Below are 12,919 nucleotides of genomic sequence, written 5' to 3' on the forward strand. Positions count from 1 at the left end.
GATGACCGACGGGGACGAGCCGGGGCGGACGCCTCGGCGGGCGTCCGCCTGGATGATCCTCGCAGTGGTCGCCGCCGCTCTGCTCGTCTGCTGCTGCTCCGCCGCCGTCGGGCTGTTGGTCTCCTGGTCGGCCGGCCTCTTCCACACCCCGACCTGACCGGCCGACGGCTGACGCCGCGTCGAGGTGGCGTCAGCCGCGGCCGGCCCCGACCAACGCTGCCGCCTCGCCGGTCCGCACCATCCGCTGCCAGCGCAGCCGGTTGCCGATCAACGCGGTGACCACCGACTGCACCACCACCAGATACATGAGCTGCCGGTAGACAAGCTGCTGGAACGGCAGCGCCCACAGTGGGCCGTACCGCTCCCGGTCCAGTCGCAGCGCGTACGCGGCGGTGGCCGCCTGGAGCAACAGCAGTCCCGCCCAGGCCAGGGCGAGTGTCGACCAGGGCAGGAAGAGCAGGCCGTACACGGCGAACACGTCGACCGCCGGCGCGGTGAGCGGCAACACGATCTGGAACACCGTGAGGTACGGCAGGCCGCGTCGGCCCAGTTTGCCTCCGGCACCCGACTCGCGCAGCGCGTGCCGGTGCTTCCACATCGCCTGCATGGTGCCGTAGCACCAGCGGTAGCGCTGCCGCCAGAGTTGGCGCAACGACGACGGGGCTTCGGTCCAGGCGATTGCCGACTCCTCGTAGACGACCCGCCAGCCGGCCCGAAGCACCTTCATGGTGAGGTCCGTGTCCTCGGCCAGCGTGTCCGACGGCACCCCGCCCACCCGCAGCAGCACCTCGCGGCGGAACGCGCCGATCGCGCCGGGGATTGTCGGCATGCACTCCAGCACGTCGTACATCCGTCGGTCGAGGTTGAAGCCGATCACGTACTCCAGGTGCTGCCACCGGCCGAGCAGCCGATGCCGGTTGGCGACCTTGGTGTTGCCGCTGATCGCGCCCACCGACGGGTCGGCGAAGCCCTGCACCAGGCGGTGCACGGTGTCCGGCTGGAAGACGGTGTCGCCGTCGACAAGCACCAGCAGGTTCGCCCGGGCCGCCCGGATGCCCGTGTTCAGCGCCGCTGGCTTGCCGGCGTTGGCCTGCCGGATCACGCGCACCCCGCGCAGTCGCATCCGCTCGACGATGTCGGCGGTGCCGTCGTCCGACCCGTCGTCCACCACGATCACCTCCAACGCCGGGTACGCGCTGGCCATCAGGGAACGAACCGTGGCGGCGATGTTCGCCGCCTCGTTGTACGCGGGCACGATCACCGACACCGGTACCCGCACCTCGGGACGGTCCCGGCGGGGCCGGCGGACCCGGCGCACGTGCCGCTGGGCGCAGAACACCTGCACGGCCAGACGCGCGACCCCGAGCACGAGTGCGGTGGCGAGCAGGAGGTTCATCACCTCCGCGGACCAGCGGGCACCGGTCTGGGTCCAACGGAGCGCGGTGCCGCTCAGCCGGGTACCTGTGCCCGCCGGAAGCATCGACGGCGAGGCGTCGATGCCGGCGGAGACGGTGGTGAACCGGTAACCCTGATCGCCGAGCGTAGGCAGCAGGCGGTCCAGCGCGGCGAGGGTCTGCGCCCGGTCACCGCCGCCGTCGTGCATCAGCACCACCGCTCCCGCTCCCCGCTTCGGGGTGGCAGCCCGCACGATCTGGTCGGTGCCGGGGCGCTGCCAGTCCTTGGTGTCCAGGTCGCTGAGCACCGCGACGTGCCCGGCACCGGCGGCGGCGCGCAACGCGGCGTACTCCGGCCCGGTCAGCGCCGTCGGCACCGAGGAGAACGGCGGCCGGAGCAGGGTCACTTCTCGGCCGGTGGCCGACGCGACCGCCTTGCGGGTCAGCGACAGTTCGAGGTCACGCCGCCACGGCGACACCTTGGTGAGGTCGGCGTGGGTGAACGTGTGCGACCCGATCTCGTGCCCCTCGGCGAGGATCCGCCGGAGCAGTTCGGGGTGCTCGTTGACCCGGGCGCCCACCACGAAGAAGGTGGCGTGCGCGCCGTGCCGACGCAGCACGTCGAGGACCTGTGGCGTCCAGCGCGGGTCCGGCCCGTCGTCGAAGGTCAGCGCGATGGTGCGGTCCGGCAACGCCCGGCTGACCGGTTCAGCACGATCCAGCCGTAGCACCGGGCCACCCGAGCCGACGGCGGCCAGCACGTCCGACGCGGGCCGTGCGGTGGCCTTTCCCGAGCCGCCCGCGAGACCGCTAACCAGGCCGTTGACGGTGAGCGCCGCAAGCAGCAGGAGCAGCCCGAGCAGCAGCAGCAGCCAGTGCGCCCGAGGGTCTCGCCGGGCCACGTGTCTCGCCATCGTCACTGCGGCTTACCGGGCGACCTGCTCGGCTTGGCGGTGTTGCGGTGCTCGTCGCCACGGCCCGGTTGGTCGGTGGCGGATGGCGCCCCGGTGGCCGTGACGGTCGTACCGGCCGTGGCCGGGGATCGGTCGCTGGTCGGTGAGGCGGGCGGCAGCGGCGCCGACGTGCGGGTCGCCGGCGACGGCGACGGCGACTCGGTCACCCGGGGCGCGTTGATCCCGTCCACGCCGGCCTCCACGGGGCGGGTCCCCCGGGGGTCGTCCGACCAGCCGGGCAGCGGCACCGACGTGTCCAGGAAAAGTCCCGCGGCGATCAGGGCGAGGCTGGTGAGCAGGCCAAGGCCCATGACGGTGCCCGCGATGACGGTCAGCCGGCGGCGACGCCCGCTGCCGTCGACGAACACTGGCGGGACAGGGCCCGGTTGACTGTGCATCTGACAAACTCCCACCGTCACCACGCCGGCAACCGGCGTCGGAGACCCGATGGGCCGGGCCTCCGTTGCACACAGCGGCACCGCCACCAGGGATGTTACATCGACTCAGGCCGTGCGCAGCTCGTCCAGGTCGGTGCTGGCGCGCAGGAAGAGCACACCGACGCCGACCGTCACCAGCACCGCGGCCAGGGCGCCGGCGCCGAGCCACGCCAACTGCTCCAGGGGTACGGCGGGAACCCGCTCAAGCCCGGGGGTTTCGACGACCTGGGTGTACTGCGCACGGGTGGCTGGATCGGCACAGAGCGCGACCGTGGCGTTGCAGACCTCCGTCGAGGATCCACCCCTCGATGCCTTCGGGAACAGCCCTCGACCGAGCAACGTGCCCACGGTGAGCGCGAGCAGGATCGCCGGCACCGCAGGGGCCAACGCCTGCCAGGCCACCGATCGGATCAGCACCGCGCGGGGCACCCCGGTGGCGACAAGTGCGGCGTGCACGCGTCGGCGGGCGACGATCCCCTCCACCAGCGCGACGATCAGCCCGCCGGCCGCGATCAGGACGGCCACCGCGACGGCGGCGTCCACCAGATCCATCGTGGACAGGTAGAACGAGTCGGAGGTCACCTCGACCCCGGCGAGCCGACTGTCCTCCCGGTTGAGCTGGCCCTGGGTGGCGAAGTAGGCGCGCAACGCGGCCGCACCGGCACCGAAGATCAAGGCGGAGAGCAGCGCCGCGAAGGTGCGACTGCCCGCCCACGGGTCGGCCATCAACCGGCCCGCGGCGAGCAGGGCTGGTGGACGGCGGGCGTACCGACGCAGCAACCGCCCGCAGTGGTACGAGATCCAGCCGGTGCCGATCACCACGCCGATCATCGCCGCGAACCCACCCGCCGCGAACATCAGCGGCACCAGCCAGGCCACCAGCTCTTCGTCGTCGTCGAACCGGTATGCCACCGGACGGGCAGCCGCGAACAGGACCACGCCAAGCCCGATGAGGAACCCGACCCATGGTCGCGGGCCGCGCTCGCGGGCGGCCTTGCGACTCACCCCGAGCGGGCTGGTGGTGACCGTCCGCAGCATCAGTGCGGTGGCCAGCGCCGCGACGACCGGCAGACCGAGCACCACCCCGGCCACTACGCCTGTCGACGGCAGCACGTCGGTGGGCAGGGCCAGTCGACCTCGCGCGTCCGGCCGGTGCAACAGATCGCGGCCAAGCAGGTAGACACCCAGGCCGACGAGTGTGCCGAGCAGGGCGGCCAGGCCGGTCTCCAGCACCACCAGCCGGGTGACCTGGCCGGGGGTGGCACCGGCCAGCCGGAGCGCGGCCAACCGGCGGTCCCGTGCCGGCGCACCGAGCCGGGCGCACTGCCCGGCCAGCGCCAGCACCGGGATCATCAGCATCAGCAGCGCGAACGCCGTGCCGCCCCGCAACCCGGGCTGCACGAGCAGAGCGTTGTGGTACTGCTCCGACCACCTGTTCGGGTTCTCATCCGTCGCGGCGGGCGTGGGAATGGCCAGCACGGTGAGCGCCGCGAGCCCGGCCAGGGTCGCCAGCAGGGCACTGAGCGCGGTGAGCACCACCCGCGCGGTGTCGGTGCGGGTGCCGGCTAGCGCGAGGCGGACCAGCGTCGCCGGTCTCACCGGGCGCCGCCGGCCAGCGGCACGTCGAGCCCCAGGCCGGTGTGGTCCACCAGGCCGTCGCGCAGCACGATCTCCCGATCGGCGTACGCGGCGACCCGCGGCTCGTGGGTGACCAGCACGACGGCGGTGTGCTGCTCACGGGCGAGCCGGACCAGATGGGTGAGCACCTGCTCGCCGGTGAGCGTGTCCAGTGCGCCGGTCGGCTCGTCGGCGAAGAGCACCCGAGGCTCGGTCACCAACGCCCGTGCGGTGGCGCAGCGTTGCTGCTGGCCACCGGACATCTCACCCGGCCGCACGTCGGCCACCTCCTCCACTCCGAACCGTTCCAGCCAGGTGAGCGCCGCCGTCCGTGCCTCTCGCCGCCCCGTGCCGGCGAGGAGCAGGGGCAGGGCGACGTTCTCCGCGGCGGTCAACTCGGCGACCAGTTGGCCGAACTGGAACAGCACCCCGAACTCGGTGCGCCGCAGTCGGGACCGGGCCTTCTCCGACCAGGTGTCGATGCGGTGCCCGCGCCAGGTGACCTCGCCGACGTCCGGTCGGAGGATCCCGGCCAGGCAGTGCAGCAGAGTCGACTTGCCGCAGCCGCTCGGGCCGGTGACGGCGACGATCTCGCCCTCGGCCACGTCGAGCGTCACGCCACGCAGTGCGGGTGTCGGACCGTACGCCCGAACCACGCCGCGAGCCTGGAGTTGCGTCACGGATGCACCTCCCAGTGCCAGTCGGCGACCCGGCCCAGGGTGGTGTGCAGCCACCGCAGGTCCGCGTCGAGGTGGGCGATCGCGAAGTCGGCCGCGACCACGTCGCTGAGAGTGGCGGCCGGATCTCCCTTGACCACGGTCAGCTCACGCAGCCGCGCGGTGTGCGCGGCACGCTGGGAGATCAGGTAGGACCGGGCCCGGTCGACGTCGGCGGCCAGCAGCGCCACCACGACCTTGACGAACAGTGCGCTGGTCACGTACGGCATGGGTGGCTCCACCGTGGACAGCCACTGGTCCAGCGTGGCCCGCCCCTGCTCGGTCAGCTCGTACGCCGTGCGATCCGGACCGGAGGCGCGGTCCTGCCCGGCGGCGGCCACCAGGCCGTCGCGTTGCAGGCGGCCAAGAGTGGCGTAGACCTGCCCGAAGGCCAGCGGCCGAGCCCGCGGCAGCCGCTCGTCGTGTGCACGCTTGAGCTCATAGCCGTGCCGGCTGCCACCGGCCAACAGCCCGAGCAGAACATGCGGCGTAGACACCCGATCCACTATTCACCGAGCGAATAGCCAAGTCAACAACCCCACCCATCCCACCCCTTTGCGCCCATTGATCATGAGGTTATTGCCACGACACGTCGCAGAGACGCGCAACAACTCCATGATCAACGGGGTGGGAGTAGGACGGGGGTGGGGGTTACGGGGTGGGGGGCCAGGTGGGGGTGCGGCCGGTTTGGGTCAGGAGGTGGGCCAGGTCGGGCGGCGAGGTCGGGGCTGGGGTGGGCACCGGTTCGGCGAAGACGCCCATCTTGCGGGCCGTCGGGCCCAACTGCTCGACCAGCCCGTGCAACTCGGCCACCGCCTCCGGGGCCGGCTGGTACGGCTGGCCGGTGGCGACGGCGAGGTCCCAGCCGTGCACGGTCAGGTCCAGCAGAGCCATTCCACCGATGACGGCCTGCGGCATGCCCATGCCCGGCGAGACACCCTCCAGGGTGGACGGATCCGACCAGGCGGCGATCAACCTGTCGGTCTCCGTCTTGAACCGGTCCCGCCAGCCGTCGGCCAGGTGGTCGGGCTTCTCGGCCCACTCCACCTGCCGCTTCCCGGCCAGATCCTGGAAGTTGACCACCACCTCGAACAGGTGGTTGAGCAGATCGCGCACCACGTAGTCCCGGCACGGCGTGGCCAGGTCGAGTTGGTCGTCGGTGATGCCCCGCACCACGTCGACAGTTCGCGGCGCGGCAGCCGCCAGCAGGTCGCTAGTCTGAGTGGTCATGGGGCCAGCGTATGAGGGTGGTCTTGAACAAATGCGACACCGACCGCGTGGCGACAGCCGGGGCATCCTCGACCCCGGGCGCATGCTGCGCGAGGTGCGCTTCCGCCGGCACCTGCCGGTGGAGTCGCTACGCCCCTGGGTGGAGCACTACTGGCTGGTCGACTGGGCGTTGAGCACACCGTTCGAGCAGCGCGTCCTGCCACACCCGGCGGTGAACGTGGTGTTCCGGCGGGACGGTGACGGGCCCGAGTCCGGCGAGGTGACCGGGGTGGGCCGCGACCTGTTCCGGATCACGCTCGCCGGCACCGGCCGGGTCTGCGGGGTGCAGTTCCGCCCCGGCGGGTTCCACTCGTTCTGGCGCCGGCCGGTCACCGAGCTGACCGGCCGCCGGGTGCCGCTGCCCGCTGGTCGGCTGGCCGTACCCCACGAGGTGGTGTGCGCGGCCACCGACGACGAACGCTGCCGCGCGTTGGACGCCCTGCTCACCGCCTGGGATCCGGAGCCGGATCCGATGACCGAGGAGGCCGTCCGGCTGGCCGAGGCGATCCGCACCGACCGGACGGTGCTGCGGGTCGACGACTTCGCCGCGCGGCACGACGTTGCGGTCCGCCGGTTGCAGCGACTCTTCATCGAGTACGTGGGGGTGGGGCCGAAGTGGGTGATCCGCCGCTACCGGCTCCTGGAGGCCGTCGAACAGGCCGCCGGCGGCCCGCTGTGTTGGGCGGATCTCGCCGCCGACCTGGGCTACAGCGACCAGGCCCACCTCGTCCGCGACTTCACCGCCGTGGCCGGGGTGTCCCCCGCCGCGTACGCCCGCTCGGTGCGCTGAGGCCGGCGCCAGCTCAGCGGCGGCGCAGGACGACCACGGCGACGTCGTCCTGGATCTCCGGTGGGGCCAGCTCCACCAGCAGCCGGGCGCAGAACCGGTCCAGGTCGTCGTCGACAGTCGCGCAGACCGCGGCGAGCGCGGCCAGCCCCTCGTCGATCGTCGCGTCCCGCCGCTCGATCAGCCCGTCGGTGTAGAACACCAGCGTGGCCCCGGCCGGCAGCACGAACTCCAGGTCGACCGGGCGAGGCGCACGGACGCCGAGCAGCGGCGCGGAGTGCTGCACGAAATCGACAGTGCCACCCAGGTTGAGCACCGGCGGAAGATGCCCGGCACTGGCCAGCCGGACCCGCCCGGTCGGCGGGTGCAGCAGGAGTACGCAGAGTGTGGCGATCTCGTTGGGCAGCAGCGTCCGCATCAGCTCGTTGACCCGGTGCAGGATCTCGCCGGGCTGGTGCCCCTCGACCGCGTACGCCCGCACCGCGTGCCGCAGCTCGGCCATCACGGTCGCCGCGTGCAGCGAGTGGCCGGCCACGTCGCCGATGGCCAGCAGCAGGTGCCCGTCGAGCATCACCAGCTCGTAGAAGTCGCCGCCCACCTCGGTCTGTGCGCTGGCCGGCTCGTAGCGCACGGCGAGGTCCAGGCCGGCGACGGTGGGCAGCCCGCGCGGGAGCAGGCTGCGTTGGAGGGTGACGGCGATCCGGTGCTCCTCGTCGAACGAGCGTTGCCCCTCCACGGCCGCCGCCACCGCCTGGGCCAACTGCTTGAGCACCGGCGTCCGAGCGGTCTGGGTGGCGGTCGGGACCACCACGTACAGCGGGGCCCGGTCCTCGCGCAGCCGGGCGGCGGCGACTGTCACCGTGTCGTCCGCCGGCCAGTCGACAAGCGCCCAGCTCGCCGGGGTCTGCACCCGAACGGTGGCACCGGTCGGCACTCCGGTGTCGTCGACGACCCACGGCACCACGGCGGCCGTCGCGCCGGGACCGGCGCAGATCCCCGCGAGACAGTCACCGTCGAAGGTCTCGGCGATCACCGCCGCCGGGCTCTTGAAGATCTGCGCGGCGCCCTCGGCGGCGGCCTCCAGCAGGCGTGCGAAGGTCGGCGCGGCGTGCACCGCAACTGTCGTGTCGGCCAGCCCGAGCAGCCGCTCGGCGAGCAGTTCGGCGCGCTGCCGGGCCTGGTAGTAGCGCAGCACCGCCCGCGTGGTGGCGATCAACTCTTCCGGCTCGATCGGCTCGGTCAGGTACGCGTCCGCGCCCCGGGTCAGCCCCTGGGCTCGGTCGGCCACGTCGACGGCGTGCGCCGAAACGTGGATCACCGGCATCGCCGGGTGCCGGGCCTTGATCTGTTCGCAGACCTCGTACCCGCTCAGGTCGGGCAGCCGCACGTCGAGGACGACAAGGTCGATCCGGTCCACCTCGACCCGGGCCAACGCGTCGGCGCCGTTCTCGGCTTCGAGCACCGTGAACCCGGCCCGGGTCAGCCAGCTGACCAGCAGGTAGCGCTTGGTACGACTGTCGTCGACGACCAGGATGGTTGCCGGCATGCCGTCCATGCTGTCACGCCCCGCCGATGGGCAGGGAGACGGTGAACGTGCTGCCCCGGCCCGGCAGGCTGGCCAGCTCCAGTGTCCCGCCGAGCAGTGTCACCAACCGCCGGGCGTACGGCAGGCCGAGGCCGGTGCCGCCTACCCGGGTGGCGCCCGGCACCTGGTAGAACTCCTCGAAGATCCGGTCGTGCAGCTCGGCGGCGATGCCGGGGCCGGTGTCACTGACCTCGAAGTTCCACCTGTCGCCGTGCTGGCGGGCCCGCAGACGCACCTCGCCGCGCTCGGTGAACTTCAGCCCGTTGTGCAGCAGGTTGCGCAGCACCTGGCCGAGCAGCACCTCGTCGGTGCGCAGCGTGGCCGGCGCGGTCGGCTCCTCCACCACCAGCTCCACCCCCGGGCGGGTGGCCAGGGCGCGCAGTGTGCCGCGCAGTTGGCCGAGAACCGACCGCAGGTCGACGTCGGCCCAGTCCGGCTCGATCCGCCCGGACTCCGCCTTGGCGAGGTCCAGCAGCTCGTTGACCAGGTTGAGCAGGTCCGCCGCCGACGAGCGGATCAGATCGACCTGGCGGCCCTGTTCCTCGGTGAGCGGGTCGGAGGCGGAGTCGGTGAGCAGCCGCCCCAACCCGATGATCGCGGTGACCGGGGCGCGCAGCTCGTGGCTGACGTTGGCCAGGAAGCGGCTCTTCGACTCGCTCGCCGCGCGCAGTTGCGCCGACTTCTCGTCCAACTCGGCGTAGAGGGCGACGACCCCCCGGTTGGTCTCCTCCAACTCCTCGGTGAGCTGGTTGTAGAGCGCCAGCACCCCCCGGTTGGTCTCGGCCAACTCCTCGTTCAGCACGGCCAGCTCGTCGCGCTGACTGCGCACCTCGTCGAGTGCGGCGATGAGTTGCCCGTTCTGCACTGTCAGCTCGTCCAGCGCGCTGGACGGCGCGATACGGCCGAGTTCCGTACGGAACTCGGCGAGCCGCTCCGGGGTCGGCGTCGGCGCGCTGGCCGGAACTCGTCGGGACATCCGTACGACCGTAACCCCCTCGACGGTCGACACGCTCAGTGTGTCGACCAGTCGGGACACCGCGCCGGACCGCGGTTGGTAACCGCCGTCCGGGAGAGCGGCCACCGGGGCCAGGTCGGCCCGCAGGTGGAACCGGCCGTCAGCGCCCTCGTCGACGTGGAAGGAGACGTCCGCGCCGCCGGTCGTGTGCAGCAGGTCGCGGGCCACCTCGCTGAGCGCGGTGGCGATCCGCACCTGGTCCTGGCGTTCGAGGCCGACCACGGCGGCCACCTCACGGCCCCGTTGACGGATCACGAAGATGTCCTGCTCGACCCGCAGCGCCATCTGCAGCAGCGGCAGCGCCGGCTCGGCGGTCATGCCCAGGACCTCGCGACCAACACGCAGGCGTCATCACGTCGCACACCCGCGTCGCGCAGCAGGGTCGCGGCCATCACCAGCGGGGACCGCTCCGCCAGGCCCGGGTAGTCGGCCAACCGCCAGCGGTCGACCACACCGTCGCTGTGCATCACCAGTCGGGCGCCCGGAGCGAGCGGGTAGTCGTACTCCCGGATCGTCGGCCGTTGGTGACCGGCGATGCCGGGCAGTGACACCAGCCCCCGGCGCTGACCGTCACCCTCGACGACCACGCCGGAGATGTTACCCAGGCCGGCGTAGCGCAGCATGCCGGCCGCCGGCGCCAGCTCGGCGACCGCGAGCGCGGCGCCCCGGGTGTGCGACATGCTCCGGTGCAGGTGACCGACGACCGCGGCCGGTGGCCCGGCGGGGGCGTTCCGGAACGCGGCGAGCGCCGCATCGGTGGCGGCGGCGGCCAGCGGGCCGTGCCCCAACCCGTCGCTGACCAGCACCTGGTGCCGCCCGTCGGCGACCCGGACGGCGTACCCGTCGCCGCTGACCGTCTCGCCGGTGAGCGGTCGGGTGAGGGCACCCACCCAGGACGGCGGCGCCGGCTCCGCCGGCCAGACCTGCACGGCGAGGACGGTGCCCCGACCGGGCAGCGAGTAGCCGTCGAACCAACTGGCCTGCCGGACGATGGCGCCCAGGCCGATGCCGAGCGTGCCGGTGGTGGAGTGCCCGTCCTGCGACGAGACGGTCAGGTCGGCCATGCCGGGCCCGGAGTCGATGGCGATCAGCTCCACGCCTGCCTCCCCGGCACGGCGTACCGGCCGCAGCAGCAGGACACCGTCGTCGGCGTGCTTGACCAGGTTGCTGGTCAGCTCGGCGGCGACGATGGCCAGGTCGGCGATGCGTACCGCACTCATCTCCACCTGCGCGCCGAGGCGTTCGGCGGCGCGCCGCACGGCGCTCGCCGCGCTGCTGGCCTCCACCCGGAACCAGATGCCACTGTCGGTGACCGCGTCGGCGTTCACCGGGACCACTTGGTGACCGTGATCCGCGTGCCGGTCTCCGCGGATGTCTCGATCTCGAATTCGTCGACCAGTCGGCGGGAACCGCTGAGCCCCAGGCCGAGCCCGCCGCCGGTGGTGTAGCCGTCGGTCAGGGCCAGGTCCAGGTCGGGGATGCCCGGCCCGGAGTCGGCGAAGACGATCCGCACGCCCTTGCGCCGGCCGTTGTCCACGGTCGTCACCTCGACCGAGCCGCCGCCGCCGTACACCAGGGTGTTGCGGGCCAACTCGCTCGCCGCGGTGACCACCTTGGTCTGGTCGACCAGGGACAGCCTGACGGTGACGGCCACGGACCGGACCAACTGCCGGACCCGCACCACGTCCTCGTCGCTGCGGACCGCCTGCGCCTGCGGGGGGCCCAGGTCGATGTCCGCGGTCACGTCGTGGCCGTCTCGGCGTCCGGCTCGTCGTCGAGCTGATAGTCGAGCAGTTCGTCGGCGTGGGCCGCCGCGATCAGCTCCATGCCGCGCTCGACGTTCAGCGCGGTACGGATGCCGTTCAGCGACAGCCCCAGTTCGACGAGGGTGATGGCGACGGCGGGGCGCATCCCGACCACCACCGTCTCCGCGTCGAGCACCTTGGAGATCGACGCGATGGTGGAGAGCATCCGCCCGACGAAGGAGTCGACGATGTCCAGCGCGGTGATGTCGATGATGACGCCGTGGCAGCCGGTGTCCACGATCCGCTCGGCGAGATCCTCCTGGAGCTGGACCGCCGTCTGGTCGGACATGTCCAACTGGATGGAGACGAGCAGGATGTCGCCGATCTTGAGGATCGGCACCCGTTCCATCAGACGCCCCGGCGCGGCTGGCGGCGGGCGGTCTCCACCCCGGTGAGCCGCAGCACGTGGCGCAGCGCGTCGGCGAGGCTCGCCTTGGTGGCGATGTCGCCGAACTCGATGCCGAGCGCGACGATCGTCTGCGCGATCTGCGGGCGGATGCCGGAGATGATGCAGTCGGCGCCCATCAGCCGGGCGGCCACCACGGTCTTCAGGATGTGCTGGGCGACCTGGGTGTCCACCGCCGGGACGCCGGTGATGTCGATGATCGCGTACGGGGAGCCGGTGTCGACGAGCGTCTGCAGCAGCCGCTCCATCACTACCTGGGCCCGCGCCGAGTCCAGGGTGCCGACCAGCGGGACGGCCACCACACCCTCCCAGAGCTTGACCACCGGCGTGGAGAGCTCGAGCAACTGCTCGGCCTGGTCGGCGATCAGGCTCTCCCGGGTGCGGACGAAGCTCTCGAAGGTGAACAGGCCCATCTCGTCGACGAGCTTCGAGAAGGCGACGTAGTCGTGCAGCGCGTTGACGCCGCCGGCCTCCTGCACCAACTCGGCCAGCACGTCCTTGAGCGCGAAGATGCTGACCGTGGTCTCGGTGGCGGAGAAGCCCTGCCGGGCCCGACCACGGGACAGCTCGGTGAGCGCGGCGCGCAACTCGGCGGCGTTCTCGGTGGACAGGTCGACCTCGCCCTGCTCACCGGCGGCGACGATGACGCGGTGCAGGTCCTGGACCTGCCGGCGCAGCTCGGCCTGGCTCAACCGGCCCCGCAACGAACTGGTGACGATCTCGGTCCACCGAGACGTGACCCGTTCGGCCTGCCCGTTGAGCAGCGCGGCGAGCCGACCACTCTCTTCGGTGCTCAACGCCATTTGGAACCCCCTTGACCTGGACCGGGCGGACTCTATCACCGGGGCCTGACCAACTACTTGCCCCGTAGCAACGGAATGACGACGGCCACCGGATCCCGGCTCCCCGTTCTGCGTACGCCCCCGGTCGTGGGA

Annotated in this window: 14 protein-coding genes; 2 read left to right on the forward strand and 12 right to left on the reverse strand. The window is 72.1% G+C overall.

The genetic code is table 11. The annotated features are described in order from the left end of the window. The first annotated feature begins 1 nt into the window (after position 1). Positions 2-157, forward strand: coding sequence for a hypothetical protein (locus ACGFIQ_RS14215; RefSeq protein WP_393243563.1), 156 nt, complete (start codon positions 2-4; stop codon positions 155-157). A 33-nt stretch (positions 158-190) separates the two neighbouring features. On the opposite strand, the gene ACGFIQ_RS14220 is transcribed toward ACGFIQ_RS14215, so the two are convergent. The 6 genes from ACGFIQ_RS14220 to ACGFIQ_RS14245 form a co-directional block, all read right to left on the reverse strand. Then, complete coding sequence (locus tag ACGFIQ_RS14220; protein WP_393243565.1) at positions 191-2,308, reverse strand: bifunctional polysaccharide deacetylase/glycosyltransferase family 2 protein; 2,118 nt, start codon at positions 2,306-2,308, stop codon at positions 191-193. A gap of 2 nt (positions 2,309-2,310) precedes the next feature. Continuing rightward, complete coding sequence (locus ACGFIQ_RS14225) at positions 2,311-2,745, reverse strand: hypothetical protein (RefSeq protein ID WP_393243567.1); 435 nt, start codon at positions 2,743-2,745, stop codon at positions 2,311-2,313. A 105-nt stretch (positions 2,746-2,850) separates the two neighbouring features. Continuing rightward, positions 2,851-4,383, reverse strand: coding sequence for an FtsX-like permease family protein (locus ACGFIQ_RS14230; RefSeq protein ID WP_393243569.1), 1,533 nt, complete (start codon positions 4,381-4,383; stop codon positions 2,851-2,853). After that, the gene (locus ACGFIQ_RS14235; RefSeq protein ID WP_393243571.1) at positions 4,380-5,081 is read right to left on the reverse strand and encodes an ABC transporter ATP-binding protein; all 702 of its coding nucleotides are present in this window, start codon (positions 5,079-5,081) and stop codon (positions 4,380-4,382) included. The genes ACGFIQ_RS14230 and ACGFIQ_RS14235 overlap by 4 nt, the downstream gene beginning before the upstream one ends. Continuing rightward, positions 5,078-5,614, reverse strand: a complete 537-nt coding sequence (locus ACGFIQ_RS14240) for a PadR family transcriptional regulator (protein WP_393243573.1) — start codon at positions 5,612-5,614, stop codon at positions 5,078-5,080. The genes ACGFIQ_RS14235 and ACGFIQ_RS14240 overlap by 4 nt, the downstream gene beginning before the upstream one ends. A gap of 154 nt (positions 5,615-5,768) precedes the next feature. Beyond that, on the reverse strand, positions 5,769-6,347 hold the full coding sequence (locus tag ACGFIQ_RS14245) for a TIGR03086 family metal-binding protein (RefSeq protein ID WP_393243575.1): 579 nt from the start codon (positions 6,345-6,347) through the stop codon (positions 5,769-5,771). 31 nt (positions 6,348-6,378) lie between these two features. On the opposite strand from ACGFIQ_RS14245, the gene ACGFIQ_RS14250 reads away from it, so the two are divergent. Beyond that, positions 6,379-7,176 (forward strand): DUF6597 domain-containing transcriptional factor, encoded by a 798-nt coding sequence (locus tag ACGFIQ_RS14250; protein WP_393243577.1) that lies wholly within the window; start codon positions 6,379-6,381, stop codon positions 7,174-7,176. A gap of 13 nt (positions 7,177-7,189) precedes the next feature. On the opposite strand, the gene ACGFIQ_RS14255 is transcribed toward ACGFIQ_RS14250, so the two are convergent. Genes ACGFIQ_RS14255 through ACGFIQ_RS14280 form a run of 6 tightly spaced genes read right to left on the reverse strand, consistent with a single transcriptional unit; the run spans position 7,190 to position 12,787 of the window. Beyond that, positions 7,190-8,728, reverse strand: coding sequence for a SpoIIE family protein phosphatase (locus ACGFIQ_RS14255; RefSeq protein WP_393243579.1), 1,539 nt, complete (start codon positions 8,726-8,728; stop codon positions 7,190-7,192). A 4-nt stretch (positions 8,729-8,732) separates the two neighbouring features. Next, the gene (locus ACGFIQ_RS14260) at positions 8,733-10,091 is read right to left on the reverse strand and encodes a sensor histidine kinase (RefSeq protein WP_393243581.1); all 1,359 of its coding nucleotides are present in this window, start codon (positions 10,089-10,091) and stop codon (positions 8,733-8,735) included. Then, entirely contained in the window at positions 10,088-11,101 is a 1,014-nt protein-coding gene (locus ACGFIQ_RS14265) for a SpoIIE family protein phosphatase (RefSeq protein WP_393244018.1), read from the reverse strand. The genes ACGFIQ_RS14260 and ACGFIQ_RS14265 overlap by 4 nt, the downstream gene beginning before the upstream one ends. Then, entirely contained in the window at positions 11,098-11,517 is a 420-nt protein-coding gene (locus tag ACGFIQ_RS14270) for an anti-sigma regulatory factor (protein ID WP_393243583.1), read from the reverse strand. The genes ACGFIQ_RS14265 and ACGFIQ_RS14270 overlap by 4 nt, the downstream gene beginning before the upstream one ends. Further along, entirely contained in the window at positions 11,514-11,927 is a 414-nt protein-coding gene (locus ACGFIQ_RS14275; RefSeq protein WP_357068773.1) for an STAS domain-containing protein, read from the reverse strand. Before ACGFIQ_RS14275 ends, ACGFIQ_RS14270 begins: the two co-directional genes overlap by 4 nt. Further along, entirely contained in the window at positions 11,927-12,787 is an 861-nt protein-coding gene (locus ACGFIQ_RS14280; RefSeq protein ID WP_393243585.1) for an STAS domain-containing protein, read from the reverse strand. Before ACGFIQ_RS14280 ends, ACGFIQ_RS14275 begins: the two co-directional genes overlap by 1 nt. Positions 12,788-12,919: the final 132 nt, after the last annotated feature.

It is taken from the genome of Micromonospora sp. NPDC048898 (genome assembly GCF_043198035.1).
Taxonomy (GTDB): Bacteria; Actinomycetota; Actinomycetes; order Mycobacteriales; family Micromonosporaceae; genus Micromonospora.